Here is a 24,291-nt window from a genome sequence, read left to right as displayed (position 1 = left end):
CACCACCTCTCTCATCCCTCGCTTCGGCTCCGACCGGAAGGACCCGGCTCATGAGAAAGACCTCGCCACCACCCCCCGTGACAGTGGACCCCGACGTCCGCGAGGCGCCGGCCGAGGGGCCGGGACGCCCCGTCGCACGCGGCCTGTGGAACATGGCCTTCACCGAGCTGTGGGAGCGCTACTCCTTCTACGGTCTCCAGGGCATCCTCTCCTTCTACCTGCTGTACGAGGTGGCCGACGGCGGCCTGGAGCTGGCCCCCGCCGTCGCCGCGGGCCTCGTCGGCGCGTACGGCGGTGTGGTGTACGTGTCCCAGATCGTCGGTGCGTGGCTGGGGGACCGGCTGGTCAGCCCGCGTGACATGGTGCTGTACGGCGCCGTCGTCATCACCGCCGGACACGTCGTGCTCGCCTTCGTTCCCGGCACGGTCGGCCTGGGCGCCGGACTCGGGTGCATCGTCCTGGGCACCGGTGCGCTGAAGACGAACATCACCTCGATCGTCGGCTTCGTCCTGGACCAGAACGACGACGAGCGCTACCGGGACGTCGGTTTCTCCTACTTCTACCTGGCCATCAACGTCGGCGCGGTGCTCGGCCCGCTCACCACCGGACTCACCCAGAACGAACTCGGCTTCCACTACGGATTCGGTCTCGCGGCCATCGGCATGGCCGCCGCGCTGATCCAGTACATCCGCTCGATGAGGAAGCTTCCCGAGCGTGCCGGGGTCGTCAACAACCCGCTCCCGGCGGGCCGTCGGCCACTGGTCGCCGTCGCCGCCCTGATGTGTGCGGCGGTGGTCGGCGCCGCCGTCGCCACAGGGCTGGTACGGGCGGAGAACCTGTCCACCGTGGTGACGGTCACGGCCCTGGTGGCCGCGGCCGCGTACTTCCTCACCATGACCACGTCGAAGTCGGTCAGCCGCGACGAACGCCGGCGCGTCCTCGGCTATCTGCCGCTCTTCCTGGCGTCCGGGGTGTACTTCGGCTTCCTGTTCCAGAAGTTCACCGCGATATCGATCCTCATCACCGAGCGCGTCGACCTGAACATAGGCGGCTGGACGTTCCCGGTCGCCTGGATCACCACCGTCAGCCCGCTGGCGCTCGTGCTCGTCATCCCGCTCGTCGCCCGGGTGTGCAACCGCCTGGGGGAGCGCCAGCCGGGTCCGGTGACCAAGGTCGCCGTCGGACTGACCCAGATCGGCTGCGCCTACCTGTTCCTGCTGATCATCTCCGAAGCCACGGGCGACGCCGACATCCCGCTCGTACTGATTCTCCTGTTCATGATGGCGGCCGGTTCCTCCGAGGTCTTCGTCGGACCGATCGGCCTGTCTCTCGCCACGAGGATCGGTCCCGAGAAGTTCCGCTCCCAGATGGTCGGCCTCAACTTCCTCACGCTCGCCCTGGGTTCGTCCCTGGCGGGTCTGCTCGGCCAGCTGTTCACCCTGATCGACAACTCCTCCTACTTCACCGTCGTCGCCGCGTGCGGCATCGGTATCGGCCTGGCCCTGTTCGCCGGCCGCAGACCGGTGGCACGGCTGCTGGGCGCGGGCAGCGCGGGGTCGGGAGGCTGACCATTCCCCGGGCGAGGGTCACTCGACCACCCTCGCCCGAGGAGTGGCTGCGGGTGGCGGAAGGCTGCGCTTCGGTGCGCGCCTACCGGTTCACGGTGGACATACCCGCCTCGTCGTACCGCTGTCCGGCGGCCTCGGGGACTTCGGCGTCGATGCGGGCGAGGTCGTCCGCCGTCAGCTCCACGTCCAGCGCGCCGGCGTTCTGTTCGAGGTAGGTCCGGCGCTTGGTGCCCGGGATCGGGACCAGGTCCTCGCCCTGCGCCAGCACCCACGCGATGGCGAGCTGAGCGGGCGTGACGCCCTTCTCGGTGGCGATCTCCTTCACCTTCGCCGCGAGCCGGAGGTTGGCGTCGAGGTTGTCGCCGGTGAAGCGCGGACCGCTGCGCCGGAAGTCGTCCTTGTCGAGTTCCTCGGGGGAGGAGAACCTGCCCGCGAGGAATCCGCGGCCCAGCGGCGAGTACGGCACGAACCCGATGCCCAGCTCGCGGCAGACGGGCAGGATCTCGGCCTCGGGGTCCCGGCTCCACAACGAGTACTCCGTCTGTACCGCCGCGATCGGGTGCACGGCGTGGGCGCGCCGGATCGTCTCCGCGCTCGCCTCGCTCAGGCCGATGTGGCGCACCTTTCCGGCGGCGACCAGTTCGGCCATCGCCCCGACGGTCTCCTCGATGGGCACCTGCGGATCGACGCGGTGCTGGTAGTACAGGTCCACGTGGTCGGTGCCCAGCCGCTTCAGGGACCCGTCGATCGAGCTGCGTACGTGCTCGGCCGAACCGTCCTGCCGTCCGACCGTGCCCGGATCGCCGGGGACGGCACCGTCCATGCGGAGATTGAACTTCGTGGCGATCACGTACTCGTCGCGATGGCCCTTCACCGCGCGGCCGACCAGCGACTCGTTGGTGAGCGGCCCGTACACCTGGGCGGTGTCCAGGAAGGTCACTCCCAGTTCGAGAGCACGCTGGATCGTCCTGATGCCCTCGGCCTCGTCGGTGGTGCCGTAGAAGGCCGACATCCCCATGCAGCCGAGACCGAGCGGTGAGACCTTCAGATCGCCGAGTGTGCGTGTGCGCTGCTTCATTTCGTGTGGCCCTTCAACCTGTGGTGTCGTGGCGCCCCGAAGGACGTCTCCGGGGCCGGGCGGCGCCCGTCGTCGCACGGCCGCCGCGATCCGGTCGCCGAACCGGCTACCTCTCATGAGACGGCCGCGGCGGCGTTCCGGCATCCCGGCATCCCGGTATCCGGCGTCTCCGCGCGGACGCTCCGGACGCTCCGGACGTTAGGACTTCGAGCGCACGCGAAGTCAAGGACCACGTTCATCACGGGTATCCGGAGGAACGGCGCCGTATCCAGCGGCAGCCGTTCCTCCGGTCGGTGCTGGCGTCCCGGTGCTGCGTCGAAGCCGTTCGCCCGCCTCTACACGGTGAATCCGTCGAGGGTGCTGTACTGACCGGACAGCTTGGTCACCACGATGGTGTGTCTGCCAGGGGAGAGCGCACCGGACGTGTACACCGCGACGTTCGCATGCCGCACGCCGTCGCCCGGCACGGTGCTGACGACCTGCTGCGGTCCGCCGTCGATGCTGACGCCGATGTTTCCCTGGTCGGTGTGCAGCTCGCCGTGCACCGTGACCTTGGTGCCCGTGAAGGTGAGCGACGCGGTCGACCCGTTCGCCGTCGCGTAGTGGACGTCGTTCCGGTAGTCGCCGTACGAGCGGCCGTCCGCGTAGGAGAATCCGCTGTACGCGATACCGCCGTCGTCGTCGTTGAGCCGGATGGAGCCCGGGACCTGCGGAGTGACCGAGATCGACCCGGCCGAGGTGCCGGCCGGGATCGGGACGATCATGAATCCGCTGGACAGACGGGTCACACCGGTCACCTGGGTGGTGCCGATGTAGACCGGCGTCGCCGGGCCGAAGCCCTCGCCGGCGACGAGGACCTCCCTCGCGTTGGCCGTGGGCGACACGTAGAAGATCTTCGCGGCGACGGAGAGGGGCGGTGTGTACGAGCCCGAGCCGGCGCCCGCGCCGCGCAGCAGCGCCTGGGGGATGTCGGACGGTCCGGGGGTCGCCGGGATCGCCGTGTTCCCGCTCGCGTGGGTGTCGACGGGCTGGGCGCACGGGTACGACTGGATGCCGGCGGAGAAGTAGTTGCCGGTGATCCAGAAGTGGCCCGTCGGGCTGCAGCCGCCGTGTGACTTGTCCCCGGCGCGGAAGGCCACGTTGCCCTTCCAGTTGATCCACTCCGAGCCGGCGTCGTTGTAGTAGGTGAAGTTGGTCGTGGGGCCGTTGTAGGCGACGTTCCCGGTGACCTGAAGGCCCTTGGCCAGGGTCTGCACCGGGTCGATCGTCGTCCCGTCCGCCTGGTACACGTACTGCGCCTGGTGTCCCTCGACGTAGACGGCGCCGCCGTCGCTGCGTTCGGACAGGTAGTCGTGGAGGATGTTGTTGCTGATGGTGTTCGAGCTGTTGATGTTCGTGGTGTTCCGCGGGGTGCTCGCCTGGTTGACGTGACCCTGGATGACTCCGGCGGTGATGCCCGTGTAGGGCAGGTCGTACAGGTTGTTCCGGGTGATGGTGGTGTGCCGGGAGAACAGCAGGGTGATGCCGCTGGCCGAGGGGTAGTCGGTGCCGATGTGATGGATGACGTTGTCCGCCACGGTGGTACCGGTCAGGATCTCGTTGGTGCCGATCACGGCGGTTTCCCGAGCTCCGTTGGGTGTGCAGTTCTGCTTGATCCCCGCGGCGTCGGACGGGTTCGTCGGCAGCGGGTCGTAGGTGCAGCCGAGCAGGAGCGCGGTGGAGGCGATGTCGGTGAACTCGTTGCCCTGGATGAGGGTGTTGGCCGCCCCGTACATCACGCCCAGTCCGGCTCCGCCGAGTCCGGTGAACCGGTTGCCGGTGAGTGTGACGTTCTCGGAGGCGGTGAACGAGACGTTCGCCAGGGGCTGGGTCAGCGCTCCCCAGGGGCAGCTTCCCGGGGGATTGGAGAACCCGCACATGCCCTGGTTGTTGGCTCCGGTCATCCGCAGATTGCTCTGCACGTCGGCGAATCCGGCGCCGGTCGAGGGGGCGTTCCAGGTCGCGTACGAGAACTGCAGACCGCTGAAGGTGATGTCGTGGAGGGGCGCGGCGAGCGTACCGGCGCCCTGGACCAGGGTTTCGAGGCGCGGCAGTTCCACCTTGAGGGCGGACATCTGCTGGCCCGCGGAAGGCCGGTAGTACAGCGTGCCGCCGGGGCCGTCCAGGAACCACTGCCCGGAGCCGAGCAGCGCCTGCGCGTTCTCGATGCCCGCGGGCATCGTGCCGGGCGACATGGACGGCAGGCCACCGCTGGCCTGCGCGTAGGCCGCGCGGGCGGTCACATTGGTCCAGCACGGCTGGCTCATCCGCAGCGTTCCGGCCGCCGCCGAGAAGCTCGCCACGCGGCATCTCGACTCGGTCCACGGCCCGTTGCCACCGGGGTAGCGGAACTCGACCCCCGCCACCTGGCTCGCGCTCAGCGAGCCGAACCACGCCATCGCCGCCTGGTCGCCGGAGATCGTGTAGCCCGTCGACGTCCCGGTCCACGCGCCCCGGAATCCCAGGCTCGCCGGGGTCGCCTGCGCTATCGGGACCATACGGCCGTCGATGTAGAGCTGGCGGCTGTTACTGGTGACGGGTACCGGGGCGGACCACACCCCGCTCGACCCGCGCTGCGTCCATCCGGTGACCGGCGAGGCCCCCGAGATCACCGGGCGTGCCCCCGGCGCGGCCCTCCACACAACAGGGTGACCTTGCGTGCCCGAGTCCGCGGGGCCGAGGGACCAGGTGTCCGACAGGCGGTACACACCGTCGGTCAGCAGGACGGTGACGTCCGCGGAACCGTCCCCGGCGAGATGGGTGCGAACCGCCTGCTGGGCACCGGACAGCGAGCACGGGGCGGAGGAGGAACAGGACGAACCCGTCCCGGACGGCGACGCGTAGAGCGTCACGGAGGCCGCGGCGGTGGCGGATTGGACGACGGGTGTCGTCAGGATCAGACCGAGGGCCGCTGCGATCGGGCCGACGCGGCGCAGCAGCCTCCGGGTGATCGAACCTTGTGATGACACGGGCGGGTCCTTCCCATGTACGGAGACGGGGCGGTCATGAGTGACCGAGGGGTGGCGAGGAGGGCCGGGCGGCGCGGAGCTTCGTCAAGGGCGTTCCAGCGCCGGCGACTCCGGCCCGGGTGGTGAAGGACGAACGGGTACTGCGTCCGCTGGACGACTCGCGTGCGTCCGTGAAGGTGCCTCCGGCGAGCTGAGGGCCAGGACCGCACACTTACATCCTATGTTTGCTGAATGGTCGAGGCGCCCGTCCCTCGTGTCAAGGGTCTGCGCAAACGTGCTGTATCAACGGTTCTTCAGCAGAGGGTGCGGCTTTCACCGTATGCTGACAGGGTCATCTGAATGGGCCTCAGGCGGCGGATTCGTCGGGTGTCTGGCTCATGGGTCGAAACCGTGACGCGCACCTGGACAGCCTTCACCGCGGCGGTATGTTGTCCCGTTGACGGTCGGTGGAGACGGTGGCACACCCGGGCACGACCGAGAACACCACGCACGGACGTCCCGCGACCGCTCACCGCCGCTCCGGAAAAGAGACATGACCAGCACCGCGCCCACCGGCAGGACGGCCTCCATACCCGACCCCGCCCGGGTCCAGGTCCAGGCCCAGACCCGGATCCTGCGTGTCCTGGTCGCCTCCCAGATTTTCAGCGGAGCGGGCCTCGCCGCCGGCGTCACCGTCGGCGCCCTCCTGGCCCGGGACATGCTCGGCTCCACCGGCCTCGCCGGACTGCCCAGCGCCCTGTTCACCGCCGGCTCCGCGCTCGCCGCCATCGGTGTCGGCCGGATCTCCCAGGCCCGCGGACGCCGCCCCGGCCTCGCGAGCGGCTACCTCACCGGAGCCATCGGCTCGGCCGGCGTCATCACCGCCGCCGTCCTCGACAACCCCGTCCTGCTGTTCACCGCCCTGTTCGTCTACGGCGCCGGCAGCGCGACCAACCTCCAGGCCCGCTACGCCGGAGCCGACCTCGCCGCGCCCGGCCACCGCGCCCGCTCCGTCTCCACCGTCCTGGTCGCCACCACCCTCGGCGGCGTAGCCGGGCCCAACCTCGCCGTCCCCACCGGCAACCTCGCCGAAAGCCTCGGCATCCCCCATCTCGCCGGCCTCTTCCTGCTCTCCGGCCTCGCTTACGCCCTGGCCGCGCTCGTCCTCGCTCTCTGGCTGCGCCCCGACCCGCTGCTCCTGGCCCGCACTCTCGCCGAGACGGAAAAGGCCGAAGCCACCGTCGGCACGACCACCACCGGCACCACCGGCACCACCGGCACCACCGGCACCACCGGCACCACCGGCACCGCCGACACCGCCGACACCGCCGACACCGCCGACACCGCCGACACCGCCGAGCATCGCGGGGGAGTGGTCCTCGGCGCGCTCGTCATGGTCCTCACCCAGGTGGTCATGGTCGCGATCATGACGATGACGCCGGTCCACATGCACGACCACGGCCACGGCACCGCCGCCTCCGGCCTCGTCATCGCCATCCACGTCGGCGCCATGTACCTGCCCTCACCGCTCACCGGCCGGCTCGTCGACCGCTACGGCGGCATGAAGATCGCCGCGGCCTCCGGCGCCACCCTCCTGGCGGCCGGCGTCCTCGCGGCGGCGGCACCCGGCGACTCCGTCCCGCTCCTCGCCCTCGCCCTGGCCCTGCTCGGCCTCGGCTGGAACTTCGGCCTCGTGGCCGGCACCGCGATCATCACCGACACCGTCCCGCTGGCCACCCGCGCCAGGACCCAGGGGCTGGTCGACGTCTCCATCGCCATCGCCGGTGCCACGGGCGGTATCACCTCCGGCGTCATGGTCGCCGCCACCAGCTACCCAGCCCTCGCCCTCACCGGCGGCGTCCTCTCCCTCGCCCTCCTGCCCGCCGTCGCCGCCACCGCCTACCGACGATGAGCCCCCGGCCGAAAGAAATCTCGCGGGCGCTGTAGAGAAGGTGTCATCGGCTCCGACGTTCTCTGTGACAGGGAATCGCGGCCCCGCACCCGCAGGGCCGAACAGAAGGAGACGGACATGACCACCGCCGGTTTCGACTACACCATCACCCGCACCCTGGAGGCTCCGGTCGAGCAGGTCTGGGCCGCCTGGACCCGCGCCGACCAGTACGCGCAGTGGGCCGGCGCCGAGGATGTCGTCCTCGATGTCCGGCCCGGCGGCGCCTGGAGCTCAGTCATGGTCATCCCCGGCGGCACGCGCGTCCCGCTGTCCGGCCGCTACACCGAGGTCGTGGAGAACAAGCGACTGGTGGTCGGCATGAGCGTCCCGGGCCGCGAGGAGCTCGCCCTGATGACCGTCGACCTGGCCGCCGACGGCGACCGCACCCGCATCACCGTGTCCCAGACCCTCGGGAGCACCGAGGAGCGCGACCAGTCCGAGTTCGGCAGCAATATGCTCCTGGACGGCCTCACCGCCTTCCTGTCAGCGGTCTGAGCAGCCGTCCTCCGCAGGCGTTGACCCGGTGCCGCGCCGCACGGGTCAACGCACCGGGCCCGGGGTCAGGTGGTCGCCGGGGATGCCCGCCTTCTCGGGGCGGTAGTAGTCCCTGATCCCCTCCGCCCAGGTGGCGACCGGAATCCGGTCGCCGTCCACGGGACCGAAGGCGTCGAACAGCGCCTCGATACGCGGCCGTTCGAAGCCGATGGCGATCATCAGGGCCACGAAGGCGGGCCGGGTGACGAGGCCGTCGCCCTCGGGGGCGCCCAGCGCGGCGAGCGCTTCGGCGAACTCGTCGATCGTCGCCTCGAACCGCTCCGGGGTCAGGACGCAGGCGGTGAACTCCTGCAGGCTGATCAGCCCGTCGCCGTTCGCGTCCAGCTCGGTGACCAGCGTCCGCCAGTACCGGCGCGACGCTTCGACCATCGCGCTTCTCGCGGCGTCATCGGCCCACGGCGCCACCTCGACCACCCGGCTCCCCAGCAGCTCGAAGTCCTCGGCGTCCAGAACGCCGTTCCCGTTGCTGTCCAGCAGGGAGAACACGAGCTCGACACGGTCGGTCGCCTCGACGGTACGCATGGCGGTCACTCCTTCTTTCCGGCCTTCCTGCGGTCGCCCCGACGGGGGACCGGGCCAGATCCACTATCCGGCCGGCGCGCAGGCCGCGGCGCGGAAAGAGGGCCGGGTGCACACGAAGGAGGGCATTCCGGCGGCCGGCGCATGAACCATCGCGATCGGGAAATCGAAGGCACCGCCCGCCCAGGGGTGTCTTCCGCCCAGGACCGGGCCTCCTACATTCCATTTACGACGTTTTGCCGAGATAAGGAGGAAAATAACAGGAGTAGAGCTCATGGAGGCGAGTGATGACACGAACCCGCTACACACAGGACCGCGGCCTGACCACACGCATGGTGACCACCATGTTCCTGATCGGTCTGCTGTACGTGGTCCTGGTCGGTGTGCTGCTGGCCGTACTGGGAAAGTTCTGGCCGATCATCCTGATCCTCGTCGTGGGGATGTTCGTCGCGCAGTTCTGGTTCAGCGACAAGATCGCGGCCTTCGGCATGGGCGCGCGCGAGGTCACCCCCGAGCAGGCACCCGAACTGCACGGCGCCGTCGACCGCATCTGCGCACTGGCCGACATGCCCAAACCCAAGGTGGCCATCTCGAACAGCGACATACCCAACGCCTTCGCCACCGGCCGGAGCGAACGCAGCGCACTGGTCTGTGCCACCACCGGGCTGCTGCGCAGGCTGGAACCGGAGGAGTTGGAGGGCGTACTCGCCCACGAGATGTCGCACGTCGCGCACCGCGACGTCGCCGTGATGACCATCGCCTCCTTCCTGGGCGTGCTCGCGGGTCTGCTGACCCGCATCGCGCTCTACAGCGGGCTGTCGAGAAGCGCCAGGGACTCCGGACCGGCCGGTCTGGTGATCCTGCTGATTCCCCTGGTCAGCGCGGTGGTCTACGCGATCGGCTTCCTGCTGACCCGGCTGCTGTCCCGCTACCGCGAACTCTCCGCGGACCGGACCGCCGCGCTGCTCACCGGACGGCCCTCGGCGCTCGCGTCGGCGCTGACCAAGGTGGACGGCCAGATGGCGCGGATCCCCACGGAGGACCTGCGGAAGGCGGAGCCGTACAACGCCTTCTTCTTCGTTCCCGCCTTCGCCTCCAAGGGAAGCCTCGGCCGGCTGCTCGCCTCCCACCCCACCCTCGAACAGCGCCTGGACCAGCTGGCCCGGATGTCCGCCGAACTCGGCCGCCCGTGACCCCGGCACCGACCCCGTCCGACCGTCAACGTGAGGAGCTGGTCCCGTGGGCCTTCTCGACACCATCCTCGGCAGGAGCAAACCGGTCCGCCCCGACCTCGACCAGCTGTTCGCCCTCCCGTCCGCCGCGCTCACCCTCCAGGCCGGGGCCGGATACACCCCCACCGGCCTCGGCTCGGTCTGTTTCGCCGGCGTCGAGGGCGGTGGCTTCGCCCGCGTCAGACAGGACGTACAGGAACTGCTCGACGCGGACACCGGACACGACGGCCACCCCGTGGAGTTCAGCCAGGACTCGTACGGGTACACCTGGCTGCTCTCGCGACAGGCGCCCGACGACACGGCCACGCTGGTCAACGACCTGCACGCGGTCAACACACTGCTCCAGGACGGCGGCTTCGGCCCGCAGCTCCTCTGCTCACTGATGAGTTTCCGCGACGCCGAACAGCGCCCACTCGCCCTCGTCTACCTCTACAAGCGCGGCACCTTCTACCCCTTCGCGCCCCGGCCCGGCGACGCAGAGAAACGCGACAACCAGCGGGAACTCCAGGTCAGAGCCGTTCTGGAGGACGATCTGCGGATCGAGAAGGATCTCGCCCGCTGGTTTCCCGTCTGGGGCGCGCCCGGACTCTGACCGGCCCCGTTCCCGGCCCGGTTCCGGGCCGCCCGCCCGAAAGGGTGAATCGGTCCGCGAACACGGCGTGTTCCGCCACCCGACGCAGCACTGTGCGGGTACGGGCTGACCAGCGCCGTCGAAGGAGAGAGCGGGTGGGAGTGGCACGAATGACGGGGCGCCGGCCGGATTCGCCGCGGGACCGGGCGCGTTACCTGTTCGACCGTACGCTGGCCCGCAGCACCGGCACCCTGATGGGCTGGCTGGTGATCACCTGCCTGGCCGTCGTCGTCCCGGTGAGCGCGGTGCTGGTGTGGACGGACCCCGGCTCGCCGCCGTCGCTCTCGGGCCGGCTCACCGCGGCGTGGCGGACCAGCGCGGAGACGCTGCGCCTGGGCGCGCTCACCGGTACGCCGCTGCGCATGGTGCTCTCCGCGGTGCTCGGGCTGGTCGCCCTGCTGTGCGTCTCGACACTCATCGGAGTGATCACGACGAGTCTGGCCGAGCGGATGGCCGAGTTGAGCCGTGGACGGTCCACGGTCCTGGAGCGGGGCCATGTCGTGGTGCTCGGCTGGTCGGACCAGGTCTCGGCAGTGGTCGGTGAGCTGGTCGCCGCCCACGCCGGGCACCGGCCGCGGGCGATCGTCCTGCTCGCCGACCGGGACAAGACCGAGATGGAGCGTGCGCTGGCCGCTCGGATCGGCCCGGCCGGGCGCACCCGGCTCATCTGCCGCAGCGGTCCCGCGAGCGACCCCGCCGTACTCGCGCTGGTCAGCCCTCGCGAGGCGAGCACCGTGCTGGTGCTGCCGTCCGTGGAGCCGGCGGGTGACGCCGAGATCCTCCGGATCCTGCTGGCGCTGCGGGCGGTCGTCGGCGAGGGAACGGGCGGACCGCCCGTGCTGGCCGCGGTGCACGACGACCGTTACCGCGCGCCGGCCAGGCTGGCCGCAGGTCCGCGCGGCACGGTCCTGGAGACCGACACGGTCACAGCACGGCTGATCGCGCAGTGCGTCGGCCGCCCCGGTCTCTCCCTCGTACTGCGCGATCTGCTCGACTTCGCGGGAGACGAGTTCCACCTCGCCGACGCGACCGCGTTCCACGGCGGCCCCTTCGGCGCGACACTCCTGGGACACGCCGACTCGTGCGTGGTGGGACTGCTCAGCCCCCTGGGCCGTGCGTCGCTGAACCCGCCCGCCGACACCGTCGTCGCGTCGGGAAGCCGGCTGATCGTCCTCGCCCGCGACGACGGCACGACACGGCCGTCGGACTGCCGGCACCTCGTCGACCGGTCGGTGATCGCCGTCGGTCCGCCGCCGGCGGATGCCGCCGTACGTCTGCTGGTGCTCGGCTGGAACCGGCGGGCGCCCCTCGTCCTGGAGCACTTGCGGCGCACGGCCCCACCGGGTTCCGCGCTGGATGTGATCACGGACAGGGCCGTACCCGGTCCGAGGGAGCCCGAGCCCGACCACACCCCGCAGTCCGACCACACCCGGCAGCCCGACCGCACCCCGGAGCCCGACGCCGCCCGGCCCGTCGTACGGTTCAGGACCGCCGCCCTGTCACGGCCCGAGACGCTGCTCGGGCTCGACCTCACCCCGTACGACGGACTGGTCGTCCTCGGCCCCGATCCGGCGGACGGCCCCGACCACCCCGACGACTGGACACTGGTCGCCCTGCTGGCCCTGCGGCTGCTGGAGGAGCGGACCGGACGGGAGCTTCGTGTCGTCGGCGAACTCACCGACGACCGCAACCGGCCCCTGGCCGCCGTCAACCCCGGCTCGGACGTCGTCGTCAGCGGAGAGCTGACCGGACTGCTCATGGCACAGATCGCGCAGAACCGTCATCTGGCCGCCGTGTTCGACGAGTTGTTCTCCGCCGGGGGCAGCACGGTCTGCCTTCGTCCGGCCGGGACGTACGTCCGCCCGGGCAGCGACGCCACCTTCGCCACGGTCGTGGCCGCGGCGCGCGACCGCGGCGAGTGCGCCATCGGCTACCGCCGACACGACCTGCGGACGGTGCCGCCGGACCACGGGGTCCGGCTCAACCCCCACAAGGGCGAGCGGCGCGCGTGGAGCGCGGAGGACCAGGTGGTCGTGGTCGCGACGGACCCGGTCCACCCGACCGAAGCGGCCGGACAACCTGCCGAAGAGACCGAAGCCGCCGGACCGCCCGACCCGGGTGGGAAGCACCGGCCGCAGCGGCGACCGGGACGCACGGACACCGAACCCGACGACACGGCGGGCTCACCCCTGGCGCACCCGTGACTCACCCGCCCGCCGTCGCCCCGCCCAGCCGCAGCATCACCTTGCTGCTCCCGCTCGCCGCCGCGACGCCCAGGGCCTCGTCCGCCCGCTCCAGGTCGAAGCGGTGACTGATGACGGGGGACACGTCGAGCCCGTCCCGCATCGCGAGCAGCGCGTCGTCGATCTCCCCGACGAAGCGGTACGAGCCGACCCAGGTGATCTCCCTGGTCACGAGGTCTCCGAGCACCGCGGGTACGGCCGTGCCGGGGAGGTTCCCGACCTGGACGAGGGTGCCGCCGCGCGCCGTCGCCCGCAGGACCGGCCCCAGCGCGGCCGGGGCGCCCGAGGCGTCGAAGGACAGCTCGACGTCCTCGGGCAGCCCGGCTCCCGTGGAGACGTCGACCGTCCGGTCCGCGCCCATGGCGCGGGCGACGGCGAGCGACGACTCGGAGATGTCCGAGGCGATCACGGAGGCGGCCCCGCGATGCTTCGCCGCCGCCACGACCAGCGCTCCGATCGGGCCCGCGCCATTGACCAGAACGGTCTTCCCTCGCAGGTCCCCGGCGCGGTGCACGGCGTGCAGGGCCACGGCGAGAGGTTCGGCGAGGGCGCCGTGCTCGGTGGTGACCCCCTCGGGCAGCGGTCGTATCTGCGCCGCGCGGACCACCCGGTACTCACTGAACCCGCCGTCGGTGTGCGGGTCGAAGGCGGCCGACCCGAAGTACCGGACGCGCCGGTGGAGATTGGTGCGACCGGCGATCCGGTCGGGCAGCCGCTCGTCGCCGACCGGCTCCGCCGGATGGACCGTCACCGGCCGGCCCTCCGTCAGACCGGCGACACCCGGGCCGGTTCCGGCGATCCGCCCGGCCATCTCATGGCCGAGTACCAGCGGATGGGCGAGCGAGGCGGTCCCGGAGGCACCGTGCTTCCAGTACGCGACGTCGGAGCCGCAGATCCCGCCCCACTCCATGGCGACAAGGACTTCCCCGGGACCGGGGACCGGCCGCGGGCGCTCGTCGATCCGCAGATCGCGTGCCCCGTGGACGACGACCGCCCTCATGCCGCGTCCTCCAGCCGTACCAGATCCCGCCCGCGCGTCTCGGGTGCGAGCAGGGCGGACGTCAGGGTGATGAGCGAGTAGACGACGAGCATCGCGGCGATCGGCCACCAACTGCCGGTGACCGCGGTGAGTGACGCGGCGATGACCGGGCCGATGGCGGTGGCGAGGATGCCGCCGATCTCCTTGGACAGGGCGAGCTGGGTGAACCGGGTGCGGGAGCCGAACAGTTCGGCCATCGTCACGCTCTCCAGCGAGAACAGCCCGAGGACACCGATGTTGAGTGCCAGGACCATCCCCAGCATCAGGGCGGCGGTGTTGCCGGAGGTGATCATGAGCATCATCGGGAAGGCGAGGACCATGGTCAGCAGCGTGAGCGCGACGTACATCGGCCGGCGGCCGAAGCGGTCGCCGAGCAGACCCACCACGGGCACGGTGACGAAGCCCAGCAGCGAGCCGTAGAGGATCGCGTCGGTGGGGACCGCCCGGCCGGCGTCCAGGTTGGTGGCGATGTAGCCGACGAGGAACGTCTGGATGAGGCCCGAGTTGCCCGCCTGGCCGAACCGCAGCCCGAGGGAGAGGAAGAACGCCTTGCCCTTGCGCTGCCGGATCCCGGCCTCCAGCACGCCCTCGCGCTTCTCCTCCAAAGAGGCGTTGTCGAGGGCCGATTCGACCTCTTCACGTGACATGGCGACGCCGTCCACGACGTCCGCCCGCTCCTCGAAGACCGGGCTCTCCTTGAGGTTGCCGCGCAGCCAGACCGCGAAGATCATCAGGGCGAAGCTCAGCAGGAACGGCAACCGCCAGCCCCACGACAGCAGTTGTTCCTCGCTGAGCACGGCGAGCAGGATCGCCCACAGGCCCGAGGCCGCCAGCGTGCCGGAGTTGGTGCCGAGCGACACCAGCGACGAGATGAGCCCCCGGCGCTTGGCGGGGGCGTACTCGGCGAGCATGACGGTGGCCCCGGCGATCTCGGCGCCCGCTCCGAAGCCCTGGACGAGCCGCAGAACGACCAGCAGGATGGGCGCGAGGATGCCGATGGTCGCGTACGTGGGCAGTGCGCCGATCAGTGTGGTCGACGCACCCATCAGCAGGATGGTCAGGTACAGCACCTTCTTGCGGCCGATCCGGTCGCCCATGCGCCCGAAGTAGACGGCTCCGGCGAGCCTGGCCACGTATCCGACGCCGTAGGTCGCCATCGCGGCGATCAGGCCGATGGCGGGGCTGACGTCGGGGAAGAAGATCTTGTTGAAGACGATGGCGGCTGCCAGCGAGTAGAGCTGGAAGTCCATGAACTCCATCGCCGTGCCGAGCCAGCCGGATACGGCGGCTCTGGTGAGATCGCGTGTGGTGCGCTTCGCGGAGCCTGCGGGCTCGGCCCGCGTGGTGTCCGTCATGGTGAACTCCGTTGTTCAGGGCTGTGCTTGTACGGCGTGGCCTTGGGCGGATGGGGTCAGAAATCGATGTGGCCGGCGTGCAGTGCGGGGATCCGGGCGGCGATGTTGGAGACGAGGGCGTCGTCCTCGGCCAGGTCCACCGCTCCGACGGCGCGTAGCAGCCGTCGGACCGTGTCGGGGAGATTTGTCGTGCCGTGCCAGCAGCCGGCCAGGGTCGCCGAGGCGGGGTCCGTCGTACCGAACAGCTGGCCGCCGCCCTCGGCGGCGCGGGTGGCGTTCACCCACGCGGCCAGGGCGAGTTCGAGGACCGGGGCGGGCGACGGGGACGCGCGAAGGACCCGCAGGGCGTCGAACCACCGCTCGGGAATCTTCAACGACCCGTCGGATCCGATCTGCTGGAGCAGATGCCGGACAGCGGGGTTCCGGAACCGCTCGACGAGATCGTCCGCGTAGCCCAGGGGATCGGGGCCGCCGGCCGGCAGTGTCGGCCCGGCCTCCGCGCAGAAGGCCCGGACGAACCGCTCGCCCCAGCCGGTCGCCAGGGCGTCGGCGACCGTCACGCATCCCGCCGCCGCGCCGAGATACGCGAGGGCGGAGTGCGCCCCGTTGAGCAGCCGCAACTTCGTGAGCTGGTACGGGACGACATCGGGGACGAACAGCGCGCCGTCCAGCTCCCACGGCGGTCGCGGTCCGGCGAAGGAGTCCTCCAGGACCCACTGCCGGTAGGGCTCGCCGACGACGGGCACGGCGTCGCGCACGCCCAGTGCCGAGTCGGCGGTCCGCCGGTCCTGGTCCGTCGTCGCGGGCACGATGCGGTCGACGACCGTCGCGGGAAAGGCGACCGAGGCCGCCATCCAGTCGAGTACGGCGCGGCGGTCGGGCCAGGACGACGCTTCGACGAAGCCCCGGACGACCGTGGCGAGCGCGGAGCCGTTCCCGGCCATGTTGTCGCAGGACAGGAGGGTGACCGGGGCTCCGCCGGAGCGCATCCGCAGGGTGAGTCCGGCGGCGATCCGCCCGACGACCGTGGTGAGGTCACCGGTGTCCCGCGCCGCCAGATCCGCGGCGATCTCCGGTGCCAGGGTGTCGAGTTCGCCGCTGCCCGGCCGCCGGTGGTGGCCCTTCTCGGTGATGGTCGACGTCAGCACGGTGACCTCCGGGGAGGCGAGCAGGGCGTCGACGCGTCCGGCGTCCGGACGCATGCCGAGCGCGTCGGTGACCGATCCGATCACCCGGGCGGCGGGTCCCTCGGGGCGGAGTTCGGTCAGCGAGTAGAGACAGTCCTGCGCGCGCATCGCCGCCACCACGGGCAGCGACCGAGGGGCGACTGCGACGATCCCCCACGGTTCACCGGAGAGGGCCGAGGCACGCTCGGTGTAGAGGGCCTGATGCGCCCGGTGGAAGGCCCCGAGTCCGAAGTGGACGATTCTCGGGCGCAGTTCACGGGGATCGACGGCCGGGCGCCGTCCGGGCGCGATCCGGCCGAGCGTGGCACGTCCCAGCGGCGGCGGGTCCGTGCCCGCGGGCGGGGTCGGGGTCATGGCGTTCACCAGTCGTGCACCGACCCGTCGAGACGCCGCGCGACCGGCAGATAGCGTGCCTGGTACGGGAAACGCTCCGCCGCCTTCTCGTCGTACGTGACCCCGAGCCCGGGCTCCTGCGACGGGTGCAGCATCCCGTCCGCGAAGGTCACGCCGCTGTGGAAGACCTCGGCGGCCTCGTCGGGGTGCCCCATGTACTCCTGGATGCCGAAGTTCGGTACGGCGATGTCGACGTGCACCGCGGCGGCCATGGAGACGGGGGAGAGGTCCGTCGCCCCGTGGGAGCCGGTGCGCACCTGGTAGAGGGCGGCCAGGTCGAAGATTCGGCGCAGATGGGTGATGCCGCCGGCGTGCACGACGGTGGTGCGTACGTAGTCGATGAGCTGCTCGGTGATCAGGTGCTGTACGTCCCAGATCGAGTTCAGCACCTCTCCCACCGCGATCGGCGTGGTCGTGTGTCGGCGGATGAGCCGGAACGCCTCCTGGTTCTCGGCGGGCGTCGGATCCTCCATCCAGTACAACTGGCTGTCCTCGACGCTCTTGCCGAAGCGGGCCGCCTCGATGGGGGTGAGCCGGTGGTGCACGTCGTGGAGCAGATGGAAGCCGAAGCCGAAACGCTCCCGGACGGCCTCCAGCGCGGTCGGCGCGAATCGCAGGTACGCCTCGGTGTCCCAGGGCTGCTCGTCGGGCAGCGAGGTCGCGGCGGGTTCGTACACCTTGCCCTTGCGGACTCCGTAGCTGCCGCCGACACCGGGTACGGCGGCCTGCGCGCGCACCGCTCTGTAGCCGAGGTCGAGGAACCGGTCGACATCGTCGAGCAGGGACGGGATGTCCGTACCGCTGGCGTGCGAGTAGACCGTGACGCCGTCGCGTGAGCGTCCGCCGAGCAGCTGGTAGACGGGCAGACCGGCGGTCTTGCCCTTGATGTCCCACAGGGCGGTGTCGACGGCGGCGATCGCGGTCATGGTGACCGGGCCGCGCCGCCAGTACGCGCCCCGGTACAGGTACTGCCACATGTCCTCGATACGGGCGGGGTCCTTGCCGATGAGCAGGGGGACGAGGTGGTCCCGCAGATAGCTCGCGACGGCCAGTTCACGGCCGTTCAGCGTGGCGTCCCCGAGGCCGGTGACCCCGTCCGACGTGGTGATGCGCAGGGTGACGAAGGTCCGCCCGGGGGAGGCGACGAACACCTCCACGCGTTCGATCTTGCTCACAGGTCCACTCCGGTCCACCAGGTCCACTTCGGTTGCCTCGGTTCACTTCTTCGGACGATCCGTACGGTGCCTGACAGAGCGGAAGCGAACCCTCCACTGGTCGACACGACTGGTATACAAGCATCGGTCGCGAAGGGATGCAATACTTGTGCGGTGTCGACTCCGGTGAGGTCGGCGCAGCCGTCGAACGGGAGGCATCGATGGGCACGGCGCCCCGATACGATGAGCGCATGGCTCAATCGAACCGGCAGCGGACCAGTCGCCGTTCCGTCTACGCGACGCTGCGTCGCAAGGTTCTGACGCTTGAGTTTCCCCCGGGCGCCGCGCTGTCGGAGAACGAACTCGCCGCCTCCCTCGGGGTGAGCCGCACGCCGATCCGGGAGAGTCTGATCCTGCTGTCCGAGGAGGGCCTCGTGCAGGTCTTCCCGCAGGTGGGGTCCTTCGTCTCGCGCGTCGACCCGGCCAAGGTGGCGGACGCCCAATTCCTCCGAGAGGCCGTGGAGTTGGCCTCCCTCGAAGACCTGCCCGCCGAGCCGGACCCCGATCTGGTCGACGAGCTGCGCCGCAATCTGGAGGAGCAGCGCCGGCCGGGTCTCGGCCTGGAGGACTTCTTCGAGCTGGACGAGGCGTTCCATCAGGGACTTCTGCGGCTGAGCGGCCACGGCAACGCCTGGGCGACCGTCGTCTCGGCCAAGGGCCATCTCGACCGCGCGCGGCGGCTCGGCCTCTACGACACCGCGTCGTCGTCCGGCTTCGCCGACCAGCACGTCGACATCCTCGACGCGGTCCTCGCGGGCGACGTCTCCCTGGCCCGCTCCGCCATGCGCGCCCATCTGCGGGCGGTGTTCGACGACGTCGAGCGCATCAGGGAGCGCTCACCGGAGCTGTTCGCCTCGGACTCCGGAGCGGTCCCGGTGCGGCGCAACATCGTCGTCTGGGAGTGAGCGCCGTGGGGCCCGGAGCGCCCCACCGACGGTGTCCGTGCCGGTGGGGCGACCTGGTGCCGCGGGGATCGGGCGTCAGTTCAGCGGGGCGGGCGGCGGGGTGCCGTAGAACGTGACGGGGGGCCAGCCGCGCGCCTCGGCGAGTTCCGAGAGCGCTTCAGCGACCTCCAGGGCGGTGATCCTGTTGGCCGCGGGCGCCTCGTCGATCCGGAGGCTGAACGTCAGCGTCATGGAAGCGTCCACGGGACCGATGCTGGTCCTGCCGGTGAATTCGGTGCCGTTGTCGAACGCGACCGCCGCGGCGCCGGTTTCCGCCGCCTGAGCCGACGCGGCGTCGCTGCCCGCGGCCTGGGCCGTCGCGGACGAGGCGAGTACCGCCCCCGCCGCGGCCGTACCCGAGTACCCCAGCAGCGAGCGTCTGGAAATCTTGGACATCGTCCCCTCCTTGTCGTTCCGGCCTCCCCCCGGAGACCGAGGTCGAGAGTATGGGGCGATTCGCTCGATCGGGGCTGAACGGGATCTTCCGGAACGGGCCGGGCCGGCCGACGGGCCGGACGTGGTCCGGAAGCGGATCAGGCCGTGGTGCGCAGGTGCGCCCGCGCCCATTCCTCGAAGCGGGTGAGCGGGATACCGAGATCCCTCGCGAACTCGGGACGGGCCGGCTGCCCGACCACGTTCATCCACTCGTGCGTGGCGCCCATCGGCGGCATTCCGGCGGCGAGGGCCTCCTCCTCCGTCATGTCCGGCGCCGCCAGGTGTGTGCCCAGGGCGCGGGACAGGACCCCGGCGATCTCCGTCATCGACAGGTGGTCGCCCGCCAGCTCCAGTTCGACGCGGTCGAACCGCTCCGGCGCGTCGACGGCCGCGGCCGCCGCCCTGCCGATGTCGTCCACCGCCACCAGGGACAGCCGGGTCTCCGGCTTCAGGACGCTCACCAGGCCGCCCTCGACACCGCGAGGGAGCAGGAACTTCATGGACGGGAGGAAGTTCTCCATGAACGTGCCCGGCTTGAGCAGTGTCCAGCGGGGGAAGCCGGCCTCGCGGACCCGGTCCTGGATCGCGCTCTTGGCGCCCAGGGTGGGCTCCATCGAGGCCCAGCGGCCTTCGGCCCAGCCGGGCGCCCGTGTGTGCTGCCCGGCGCCGGTGACCGAGGTGTGCACGAACTGCCGTACTCCGGCCGCCTTCGCGCCCTCGACGAGGTTGACGCCCTGGGCCACCTCCCCCTCGAAGTCGAAGCCGTCCCCGGTCATGGCCGGCATCTGTACGGAGAAGACGGCGCGAGCGCCTTTGGCGGCCCGCACCACGGAGTCGCGGTCGTGCAGATCGCCGGTGACCAGTTCGGCGCCGAGCGCTTCGACGGCCCTGGCCCGTTCGGTGGCCCGGTCGCGCACCAGGGCGCGGACGGGGACCCCCGCCGAGATCAGGGCCCGGGCGGTGGCGCCGCCCTGCCTGCCGGTGGCGCCTGTGACCAGGACGGGTGCGGAATCTGTGGACATGCTGATCCTCCGGGGGACGCCGGGAAACGAAACGGCGGGGCCCGCCGTTTCCATTCCGGTACGATACGGCGGGGCCCGCCGTTTAACAAAGCCTGAGGTGACGCCAGTCATGCCCGACCATCAGCGCGCCGACGCCCGGCGCAACTACACGCGCATCCTCGCCGTGGCCGAGGAGGAGGTCGCCACCCACGGGGCGGACGCGTCCCTGGAACAGATCGCCCGCACCGCGGGGGTCGGCTCTGCCACCGTGCGCCGGCACTTTCCCACCCGCCGCGCCCTGCTGGAGGCGGTGTCACGGAAACGGATCGAGGCCCTGAGCGACCGCGCCCGCGATCTGACCGGGGCGGACGACAGCAGGGCCGCGCTGCTGGAGTGGCTGGGCGACGTCGTCGCCTACTGCGCGTCCGCCCGCGGGCTGGCGGCCACGCTCGCCTACGACGGGCCCCCGCCGGACCCCGTGCACGACAACGCCTGCTCGGCGGCGCTGGAGGAGGCGGGTGTCCCCCTGCTGCGACGCGCCGCGCGGGACGGCGCGGTGGCGGCGGACGTCACCGTCGCCGACCTGATCACACTCGCCGTCGGCATCGCGCTGGCCACCGAACACCACCCCGACCCGGCGGCCCGTGCGGACCGGCTCTTCCGGCTGACCGTGGCGGGACTCAGTCCGCAGAGGTGACCGGGCGCCGGCCGGGCGGCCGGCGCCATGTGCCGGTACGAGGCCGACCACCGGCTCGGGCCGGGCGCCGATCCCGTCGGCTTCGGGCCGGGCCCTCATCGCCGATCCCGATAGGGGCCGAGCGGCTGCGGGGCGGACCGCCGGTCGCCCCGGTCGACGAGGCGGCCTTCCACCAGGGCGGTGACCAGGGCTGTCCGACCCACTCACCCCACGCGTACGCGTCCCGACACCGGGCCGGCCGCCGGACGGGGCACCGGCCGGCCCGGCAGACTCAGCCGGACGTGACCGCCTCCCACAGCAGCTGGACCGGGTGCCACGCGTCGCGCGCCGTACCGTGGAAGATCTGCTGACGGCACGACACCCCGGTGGCGACCACGACCGTCTCCGGCGGCTCGGCCTCGATCGCCGGGAAGAGCCGGTCCCCGCCGACCGTCATCGACACGTCGTAGTGCTCCGACTCGAAGCCGAACGACCCCGCCATCCCGCAGCAACCGGCGTCGAGTTCGACCACCGAGACACCCGGGATACGGCTCAGCAGCGCGACCGTCGCGCCCGTGCCCACCTCCGCCTTCTGGTGGCAGTGGCCGTGGTAGACGAGCGTGCGCCCGGCGAGCCAGGAGTCCTCACGCGGTCGCAGCCGCCCGTCGTCGATCGCCTCGACGAGCAGCTCCTCGACCTGGCGCACCCTCCCGGCGATGTCCTTGACCGCGGGATCGTCCGGCAGCAGGGACAGATGCTCGTCGCGCAGTGTCATCAGACACGAGGGCTCGCAGCCCACGACCGGCGAACCGGCCTCGGTCGACGTGCTCAGCGTGTCCGCGAGACGGCGGGCCTTGTCCTTCGCGTCGTCCACCAGGCCCTTGGAGAGGCTGGACCGGCCGCAGCAGACGCCGCTCTCCAGCCGTACATCCCAACCCGCCTGCTCCAGAAGGCGGATGGCGGCCCGGCCGATGTCCGGCTCGGTGAACGTGGTGAAGGAGTCGGCGAGATAGGTGACGGTGCCCTGGGTGACCGCGTGGCCGGCGGCGGGCCTGCGGCGCCGGAACCAGCGCGACAGGTTGTGGCGTACGAAGACCGGCAGCGGCCGCGCAGGGGCGATGCCCACCGTACGGTCCATCAGCCGGCGCAGCAGCGCGCTGCGCCCCGGCAGGTTGGACAGCGGCGCGGTCGCGGAGCCCAGCCGGTTCAGCAGCCGGATCGAACCGAAGAGGCGGGAGCGCAGCGGCACTCCGTGGCGGTCGTGGTGGTGCGAGAGCGCCTCGCTCTTGAGGGTGGCCATGTCGACACCGAGCGGGCATTCGCTCTTGCACGCCTTGCACATCAGACACAGGTCGAGGACCTCGTGCAGGCGCTCGTCGCCCAGCGCGGCGCGCGGGTCGGGTTCGGACAGCGCCTTGACGAGGGCGGCGGCCCGGCCGCGGGTGGAATCCTCCTCCTTGCGAGTGGCCATGTACGAGGGGCACATGGTGCCGCTGCCGGACTTGCGGCACAGCCCGATGTTCATGCACCGGTCCGCCGCCGCGCGCATCGCGCCGGTGCCGTCGGCGGAGGCCGGGCCCGATCCCGCGCCCTTGCCGATGACCTCGAAGGAGAGCCGGGTCCGCAGGGGTCCGGCGGGCGGCAGCGCCGCGTCCCGAAGGTTCTCCGTCATCGGCTGCGCGTCCACGATCTTGCCGGGGTTGAGCACGTTGCCGGGGTCGAACAGCTTCTTGACCTGGCGCATCGCCTCGTACAGCCGGTCACCGAAGATCTCCCGGTTGAACTCGCTGCGTGCCAGCCCGTCGCCGTGTTCGCTGGAGTTCACCCCGCCGTACTCGGCGACCAGATCCTTGATCTCGACGGCGACGCCGCGCATCTTCACCACGTCCGCCGGGTCGGCCAGGTCGAGGAACGGCCGGATGTGCAGACAGCCGACCGAGCAGTGGCCGTAGAAGCCGGCCGTCATCCCGTGCCGGTCGAGGACTTCCTTGAACCTCCGTGTGTAGTCGCCGAGATGGACGGGGTCGACCGCGGTGTCCTCGACGAACGCCAGCGGGCGCCGGGTGCCCTCGCTGGCCGCCATCAGCAGACCGAGACCTGCCTTGCGGACCTTCAGCAGGGACGACTGCTGGGCCGGGGTGACCGCGCGCAGGGTGTGGTAGCCGTGCCCGTGCCGGGACCACAGCGTGGTGAGCCGCTTCAACCGTGCCAGCAGGTCGTCCTCGTCGTCACCGCTGAAGGAGACGAAGAGCAGCGCCTCGGGCTCTCCGTTCAGCAGGTCGCCGAGCGCCGCGTACTCGATCTTGCGGCGGGACAGGTCGAGGATCGTCCGGTCCATCAGCTCCACGGCCGCCGGATCGCAGGCCAGCGCGTCCTGTGTCGCGTCGATCGCTCCGGCCACGGAGGTGAAGTGGCCGACGGCGATGACCGTACGGCTCGGCCTGGGCACCAGATCGACCAGCGCGCTGGTGGCGACGGCCAGCGTCCCCTCCGAGCCGACGACGAACTTGGCCAGGTCGAAGAAGCTGTCCTCGCGCGCCAGCCGGTCGAGCCGGTAGCCGCAGGCCCGGCGCCAGTGGGCGGGGAAGCCCTCCGCGATGGCGGTCGCGTTGGCCCGTACGATCTCCGGCAGTTCGCGGTGGAGCGCGCCCTCCAGCGTGGGCCGGGTGGCCCGGCGCGCGCGTTCGGCCTCGTCGACGCGGTCCAGCCGGATCCGGCTCGCGTCGGAGAGCACCACGTCGAGTTCGCGCACGTGGTCGATGGTCATGCCGTGACGCACCGATCCGCTGCCGGCCGAGTTGTTGCCGATCATCCCGCCGATGGTGGCCCGGTTGCTGGTTGAGGTGTCCGGGCCGAACATCAGCCCCCACGGGCTCGCGGCACGGTTGAGCTGGTCCTGTACGACTCCGGGCTCGACCAGCGCCGTACCGCTGCCGGCGTCCAGCTCCACGATGCGGTTCATGTGCCGGGACAGATCCAGGACCAGGCCGGGGCCCACCGTCTGGCCGGCCAGACTCGTCCCGGCGCCGCGCGGTACCACGGACACCCCGTGGGCAGCGGCGGCGGCGACCGCTGCGGCGACGTCGTCGGCGTGCCGGGGGAAGACGACCCCGAGCGGGGTGATGGCGTACATGCTCGCGTCCCGGGCGAACAACTGCCGTGTGTAGTCGTCGAACTGAACCTCCCCGTCGAGATCCTTCGCCAGGTCCCGCTGGAGACCGCGGGCCAGCTCCTGGCTCCGCGCGCTGTCGTGGGTGGGGCGCCCGGCCCCGGTGACGGTCAT

18 protein-coding genes are annotated in these 24,291 nt (G+C 71.2%); 8 read left to right on the top strand and 10 right to left on the bottom strand.

Translation table 11 applies throughout. From position 1 onward, the window contains the following. Positions 1–50 precede the first annotated feature (50 nt). A complete protein-coding gene (locus GXP76_RS00495; RefSeq protein ID WP_242569356.1) occupies positions 51–1,568 on the top strand; it encodes a peptide MFS transporter in 1,518 nt (505 codons plus the stop codon). Positions 1,569–1,650: 82 nt separating this feature from the next. Here GXP76_RS00495 and GXP76_RS00490 read toward each other — a convergent pair whose 3' ends face one another. Together GXP76_RS00490 and GXP76_RS00485 are read right to left on the bottom strand one after the other, a co-directional pair. Then, a complete protein-coding gene (locus GXP76_RS00490) occupies positions 1,651–2,646 on the bottom strand; it encodes an aldo/keto reductase (protein WP_242569355.1) in 996 nt (331 codons plus the stop codon). A 335-nt stretch (positions 2,647–2,981) separates the two neighbouring features. Continuing rightward, positions 2,982–5,654, bottom strand: coding sequence for a hypothetical protein (locus GXP76_RS00485; RefSeq protein WP_242569354.1), 2,673 nt, complete (start codon positions 5,652–5,654; stop codon positions 2,982–2,984). Between the two features lie 532 nt (positions 5,655–6,186). On the opposite strand from GXP76_RS00485, the gene GXP76_RS00480 reads away from it, so the two are divergent. Then, entirely contained in the window at positions 6,187–7,545 is a 1,359-nt protein-coding gene (locus GXP76_RS00480) for an MFS transporter (RefSeq protein WP_242569353.1), read from the top strand. A gap of 117 nt (positions 7,546–7,662) precedes the next feature. Continuing rightward, positions 7,663–8,079: an SRPBCC domain-containing protein gene (locus tag GXP76_RS00475; protein ID WP_242569352.1), complete on the top strand. Its 417-nt coding sequence runs from the start codon at positions 7,663–7,665 to the stop codon at positions 8,077–8,079. A 45-nt stretch (positions 8,080–8,124) separates the two neighbouring features. Here GXP76_RS00475 and GXP76_RS00470 read toward each other — a convergent pair whose 3' ends face one another. Continuing rightward, entirely contained in the window at positions 8,125–8,661 is a 537-nt protein-coding gene (locus tag GXP76_RS00470) for an EF-hand domain-containing protein (protein WP_242569351.1), read from the bottom strand. A gap of 284 nt (positions 8,662–8,945) precedes the next feature. Between GXP76_RS00470 and htpX the strand changes: the two genes are divergently transcribed. The 3 genes from htpX to GXP76_RS00455 all read left to right on the top strand — a co-directional run bounded on the left by htpX (position 8,946) and on the right by GXP76_RS00455 (position 12,725). Beyond that, positions 8,946–9,851, top strand: a complete 906-nt coding sequence (gene htpX / locus GXP76_RS00465; RefSeq protein WP_242569350.1) for a zinc metalloprotease HtpX — start codon at positions 8,946–8,948, stop codon at positions 9,849–9,851. Positions 9,852–9,897: 46 nt separating this feature from the next. Beyond that, positions 9,898–10,482, top strand: coding sequence for a hypothetical protein (locus GXP76_RS00460; protein WP_242569349.1), 585 nt, complete (start codon positions 9,898–9,900; stop codon positions 10,480–10,482). A 149-nt stretch (positions 10,483–10,631) separates the two neighbouring features. After that, complete coding sequence (locus tag GXP76_RS00455) at positions 10,632–12,725, top strand: NAD-binding lipoprotein (protein ID WP_242569376.1); 2,094 nt, start codon at positions 10,632–10,634, stop codon at positions 12,723–12,725. Between the two features lies 1 nt (position 12,726). Here GXP76_RS00455 and GXP76_RS00450 read toward each other — a convergent pair whose 3' ends face one another. The 4 genes from GXP76_RS00450 to manD are packed head-to-tail and all read right to left on the bottom strand — an operon-like array spanning position 12,727 to position 17,913. Continuing rightward, positions 12,727–13,764, bottom strand: coding sequence for an L-idonate 5-dehydrogenase (locus GXP76_RS00450; protein WP_242569348.1), 1,038 nt, complete (start codon positions 13,762–13,764; stop codon positions 12,727–12,729). Then, the gene (locus tag GXP76_RS00445) at positions 13,761–15,158 is read right to left on the bottom strand and encodes an MFS transporter (RefSeq protein WP_242569347.1); all 1,398 of its coding nucleotides are present in this window, start codon (positions 15,156–15,158) and stop codon (positions 13,761–13,763) included. The genes GXP76_RS00450 and GXP76_RS00445 overlap by 4 nt, the downstream gene beginning before the upstream one ends. A 56-nt stretch (positions 15,159–15,214) precedes the next feature. Further along, the gene (locus tag GXP76_RS00440) at positions 15,215–16,699 is read right to left on the bottom strand and encodes a mannitol dehydrogenase family protein (RefSeq protein ID WP_242569346.1); all 1,485 of its coding nucleotides are present in this window, start codon (positions 16,697–16,699) and stop codon (positions 15,215–15,217) included. A gap of 5 nt (positions 16,700–16,704) precedes the next feature. After that, positions 16,705–17,913, bottom strand: a complete 1,209-nt coding sequence (manD, locus tag GXP76_RS00435; protein ID WP_242569345.1) for a D-mannonate dehydratase ManD — start codon at positions 17,911–17,913, stop codon at positions 16,705–16,707. Between the two features lie 230 nt (positions 17,914–18,143). Between manD and GXP76_RS00430 the strand changes: the two genes are divergently transcribed. Continuing rightward, positions 18,144–18,857 (top strand): GntR family transcriptional regulator, encoded by a 714-nt coding sequence (locus GXP76_RS00430; RefSeq protein ID WP_242569344.1) that lies wholly within the window; start codon positions 18,144–18,146, stop codon positions 18,855–18,857. A gap of 75 nt (positions 18,858–18,932) precedes the next feature. Here GXP76_RS00430 and GXP76_RS00425 read toward each other — a convergent pair whose 3' ends face one another. Both GXP76_RS00425 and GXP76_RS00420 read right to left on the bottom strand, forming a co-directional pair. Then, positions 18,933–19,292, bottom strand: coding sequence for a hypothetical protein (locus GXP76_RS00425; protein ID WP_242569343.1), 360 nt, complete (start codon positions 19,290–19,292; stop codon positions 18,933–18,935). A 137-nt stretch (positions 19,293–19,429) separates the two neighbouring features. After that, positions 19,430–20,353 (bottom strand): NmrA family NAD(P)-binding protein, encoded by a 924-nt coding sequence (locus tag GXP76_RS00420; protein ID WP_242569342.1) that lies wholly within the window; start codon positions 20,351–20,353, stop codon positions 19,430–19,432. Between the two features lie 109 nt (positions 20,354–20,462). Between GXP76_RS00420 and GXP76_RS00415 the strand changes: the two genes are divergently transcribed. Continuing rightward, positions 20,463–21,029 carry a TetR/AcrR family transcriptional regulator gene (locus GXP76_RS00415; RefSeq protein WP_242569341.1) on the top strand — a complete coding sequence of 189 codons (567 nt, stop codon included), beginning with the start codon at positions 20,463–20,465 and terminating at the stop codon, positions 21,027–21,029. A gap of 271 nt (positions 21,030–21,300) precedes the next feature. Here the strand turns inward: GXP76_RS00415 and GXP76_RS00410 are convergent, their stop codons facing one another. Then, positions 21,301–24,291: an FAD-binding and (Fe-S)-binding domain-containing protein gene (locus GXP76_RS00410; RefSeq protein ID WP_242569340.1), complete on the bottom strand. Its 2,991-nt coding sequence runs from the start codon at positions 24,289–24,291 to the stop codon at positions 21,301–21,303.

It is taken from the genome of Streptomyces sp. NP-1717 (genome assembly GCF_022695985.1).
Lineage (GTDB): Bacteria > Actinomycetota > Actinomycetes > Streptomycetales > Streptomycetaceae > Streptomyces.
This window is presented reverse-complemented; position numbering and strand designations above follow the sequence as displayed.